Consider the following 3928-nt stretch of genomic DNA (forward strand, 5'->3'; position numbering starts at 1 on the left):
AGCAGTTCCCGCACCACTATAGTGAGATAAATTCGTATGTCAATTTGCCTAAAGTCTTGCTCCAGAAGGCTTTAACCGGACTTTTTTCTCGAAATTGGCTGCCATTTACGCCTTTTATGTCAGTTGCGCAATCAGCTGTTTGGGTTAGGTCTTTGCGTTGTCATTAGTAGCCTAACTGTCTATACTCGGCCACCGACCGCCAGGGGCTTTTGGGCCTGCTTTATTGGGGGTCGCATCCCTGGGTGGTGGTTACCTGACCAGTGCACTCCCCAACAACTTTGCCCTGATTGTTAGGGGCTCTTCAGTGTGAAAAAAAAGCCGTGAAAAGCCAACGACCTGTAAACCTAGACCTAAGGACCATCAAACTCCCCATCACCGGCGTTACGTCGTTTCTTCACCGTGTTTCCGGCATCATCCTCTTCCTGGGCCTTGGCTTCATGCTTTATGCATTGRGCAAATCCCTGGGTTCCGAGGAAGGTTTTGCCGACGTGAAGGCAACCTTGACCAGCCCGCTGGCCAAGTTCGTAGCATGGGGCCTCCTGTCCGCTCTTCTTTATCACCTGGTAGCCGGTGTGCGCCATTTGATTATGGACATGGGCATCGGTGAGACGCTGGAAGGCGGCCGCCTGGGCTCGAAAATTATCATCGCCGTTTCCGTGGTGTTGATCGTTCTGGCAGGAGTTTGGATATGGTAACCAGCGTTACGAACCTTTCGCGTTCCGGTCTGTATGACTGGATGGCGCAACGTGTGTCTGCGGTCGTTCTCGCGGCTTATTTCATTTTCCTGATCGGATACCTYGCTGCGAACCCKGGCATTGGCTACGACCAATGGCACGGCCTGTTCGCCCACAACGGGATGCGTATCTTCAGTCTGCTGGCCCTTGTGGCCCTGGGTGCTCACGCCTGGGTCGGCATGTGGACCATCGCGACCGACTACCTGACGCCGATGGCGCTGGGCAAGTCCGCGACTGCAGTGCGTTTCCTTTTCCAGGCAGTATGCGGCGTTGCGATGTTCGCTTACTTCGTCTGGGGTGTGCAGATTCTCTGGGGTATCTGATTCATGGCTAACATTCCAACGATTTCTTTCGACGCCATCATTATTGGTGGTGGCGGTGCCGGCATGCGCGCAGCGCTGCAACTGGCACAGGGCGGTCACAAGACTGCCGTGATCACCAAGGTTTTCCCGACCCGCTCGCACACTGTATCCGCTCAAGGCGGCATCACCTGCGCAATCGCGTCTGCTGACCCGAACGATGACTGGCGCTGGCACATGTACGATACCGTCAAGGGTTCCGACTACATCGGTGACCAGGACGCTATCGAATACATGTGTCAGGAGGGCCCGGCTGCCGTTTACGAGCTGGACCACATGGGCATGCCATTCTCGCGTACCGAGCAGGGTCGTATCTACCAGCGTCCATTCGGCGGTCAGTCGAAGGATTACGGTAAGGGCGGCCAGGCTGCTCGTACTTGCGCTGCGTCCGACCGTACCGGTCACGCACTGCTGCACACCCTTTATCAGGGCAACCTGAAAGCCGGTACCGTGTTCCTGAACGAGTACTACGCGGTTGATCTGGTGAAGAACGGCGAAGGCGAGTTCGTCGGTGTGATCGCGATCTGCATCGAAACCGGTGAAACCACCTACATCCGCGCCAAAGCCACCGTGCTGGCGACCGGCGGTGCAGGCCGTATCTACGCTTCGACCACCAACGCCCTGATCAACACCGGTGACGGCGTTGGTATGGCGCTGCGTGCTGGCGTGCCGGTACAAGACATTGAAATGTGGCAGTTCCACCCGACCGGTATCGCCGGCGCTGGTGTACTGGTTACCGAAGGTTGCCGTGGTGAAGGTGGATACCTGATCAACAAGCACGGCGAGCGTTTCATGGAGCGTTATGCTCCGAACGCCAAAGACCTTGCCGGTCGTGACGTCGTTGCCCGTTCGATGGTTAAGGAAATCATCGCCGGCAACGGTTGCGGTCCGAATGGCGACCACGTGATGCTCAAACTCGACCACCTGGGCGAGGAAGTGCTGCACAGCCGTCTGCCAGGCATCTGCGAACTGTCGAAGACTTTCGCACACGTTGACCCGGTTGTTGCTCCGGTTCCGGTTGTTCCGACCTGTCACTATATGATGGGCGGCGTTCCGACCAACATTCACGGTCAGGCAATCACCCAGAACGGCGAAGGCGTCGATGAAATCATCCCTGGTCTGTTCGCAGTGGGTGAAGTGGCTTGCGTATCGGTTCACGGTGCCAACCGTCTGGGCGGCAACTCGCTGCTCGACCTGGTGGTATTCGGCCGTGCTGCCGGCCTGCACCTGGAAAAGGCGCTGACCGACGGTATCGAATACGACGACGCCACCGATGCCGACATCAATGCGGCCCTGGCACGTCTGTCCGCTCTGAACGAGCGTACCGAAGGCGAAGACGTGGCTACCTTGCGTCGCGAACTGCAAAACTGCATGCAGAACTACTTCGGTGTATTCCGTACCGGCGAATACATGCAGAAGGGTATTGCCCAACTGGCTGAGCTGCGTACCCGTATCGCCAACGTGAAGATCAACGATAAGTCGCAGGCGTTCAACACTGCACGTATCGAAGCGCTGGAACTGCAGAACCTGCTGGAAGTGGCCGAAGCCACCGCCATCGCTGCAGAAGTACGTAAAGAGTCCCGTGGTGCTCACGCCCGTGAAGACTTCGAAGATCGTGACGACGAAAACTGGCTGTGCCACACCCTGTACTTCCCGGGTGACAAGCGCGTGACCAAGCGTGCCGTGAACTTCTCGCCGAAGACTGTTCCGACTTTTGAACCTAAGATTCGGACTTATTAAGGGTGGCCGCCATGTTGCAAGTCAGCGTTTATCGTTACAACCCTGATCAGGACGCCGCGCCGTTCATGCAGGAATTCCAGGTCGATACCGGTGGTAAAGACCTGATGGTGCTGGACGTGCTGGCCCTGATCAAAGAGCAGGACGAAGGTTTCTCCTATCGTCGCTCTTGTCGTGAAGGTGTTTGCGGTTCCGACGGCATGAACATCAACGGCAAAAACGGCCTGGCGTGCATCACGCCGCTGTCTGCCGTCGTAAAAGGTAACAAGTTGATCGTTCGTCCGCTGCCAGGTTTGCCGGTTATCCGTGACCTGGTCGTCGATATGAGCATCTTCTACAAGCAATACGAGAAGGTTAAGCCATACCTGCAGAACGACACGCCGGCTCCGGCCATCGAACGTCTGCAGTCCCCTGAAGAGCGTGAAAAGCTGGACGGTCTGTACGAGTGCATCCTGTGCGCTTGCTGCTCGACTTCCTGCCCGTCCTTCTGGTGGAACCCGGACAAGTTCCTGGGTCCAGCTGCTCTGCTGCAAGCGTACCGCTTCCTGGCAGACAGCCGTGACACCAAGACGTCCGAGCGTCTGGCTTCGCTGGATGACCCGTTCAGCGTATTCCGCTGCCGCGGGATCATGAACTGCGTCAACGTATGTCCGAAAGGCCTGAACCCGACTAAGGCCATCGGTCACATCCGTAACATGTTGCTCTCGAGCGGCGTGTGATTCAGCTGCTGTACCCGTAGGACCGCAGTACCCGTAGATGCTACGGCGCGGGCTTCAACCGGCGCCGTAGTTTTAACCTGAGCAGCAGCTTAAAAGGCTGCGGCTCTTATTTTGAAGAAATGAGACAAGCAGGGGCATCCGGGCTGGTACCCGGACTATCAGTGTGATCCTAGTGGCTTGTTTTGGTCGCTGCATTCGGACTTCTGCAAGTTTGCTCGGTGTCGACACCGATGGTGTTCCCCTAACCGAGGGTGACCAAGCATGCAAGAAAGCGTGATGCAGCGCATGTGGAACAGCGCCTACCTATCCGGTAGTAACGCTGCCTATGTGGAAGAGCTCTACGAGCTCTACCTGCACGACCCTAACGCTGTGCCAGAAG

General features: G+C 56.9%; 5 protein-coding genes. All 5 read left to right on the top strand.

Annotation, left to right across the window (positions count from 1 at the left end; translation table 11 throughout):
- Positions 1-320 precede the first annotated feature (320 nt).
- Positions 321-695, top strand: coding sequence for a succinate dehydrogenase, cytochrome b556 subunit (gene sdhC, locus AC1DVH_RS27365; RefSeq protein ID WP_477756424.1), 375 nt, complete (start codon positions 321-323; stop codon positions 693-695).
- The gene (sdhD, locus tag AC1DVH_RS27370) at positions 689-1057 is read left to right on the top strand and encodes a succinate dehydrogenase, hydrophobic membrane anchor protein (RefSeq protein ID WP_007977503.1); all 369 of its coding nucleotides are present in this window, start codon (positions 689-691) and stop codon (positions 1055-1057) included. The genes sdhC and sdhD overlap by 7 nt, the downstream gene beginning before the upstream one ends.
- A 3-nt stretch (positions 1058-1060) precedes the next feature.
- A complete protein-coding gene (sdhA, locus tag AC1DVH_RS27375) occupies positions 1061-2833 on the top strand; it encodes a succinate dehydrogenase flavoprotein subunit (protein ID WP_477756425.1) in 1773 nt (590 codons plus the stop codon).
- A gap of 11 nt (positions 2834-2844) precedes the next feature.
- The gene (locus tag AC1DVH_RS27380; protein ID WP_003223007.1) at positions 2845-3549 is read left to right on the top strand and encodes a succinate dehydrogenase iron-sulfur subunit; all 705 of its coding nucleotides are present in this window, start codon (positions 2845-2847) and stop codon (positions 3547-3549) included.
- Between the two features lie 261 nt (positions 3550-3810).
- On the top strand, positions 3811-3928 hold a 118-nt coding region (locus AC1DVH_RS27385; protein WP_477756426.1), incomplete at its 3' end, for a 2-oxoglutarate dehydrogenase E1 subunit family protein.

This window comes from Pseudomonas sp. P4_C3 (assembly GCF_056402075.1).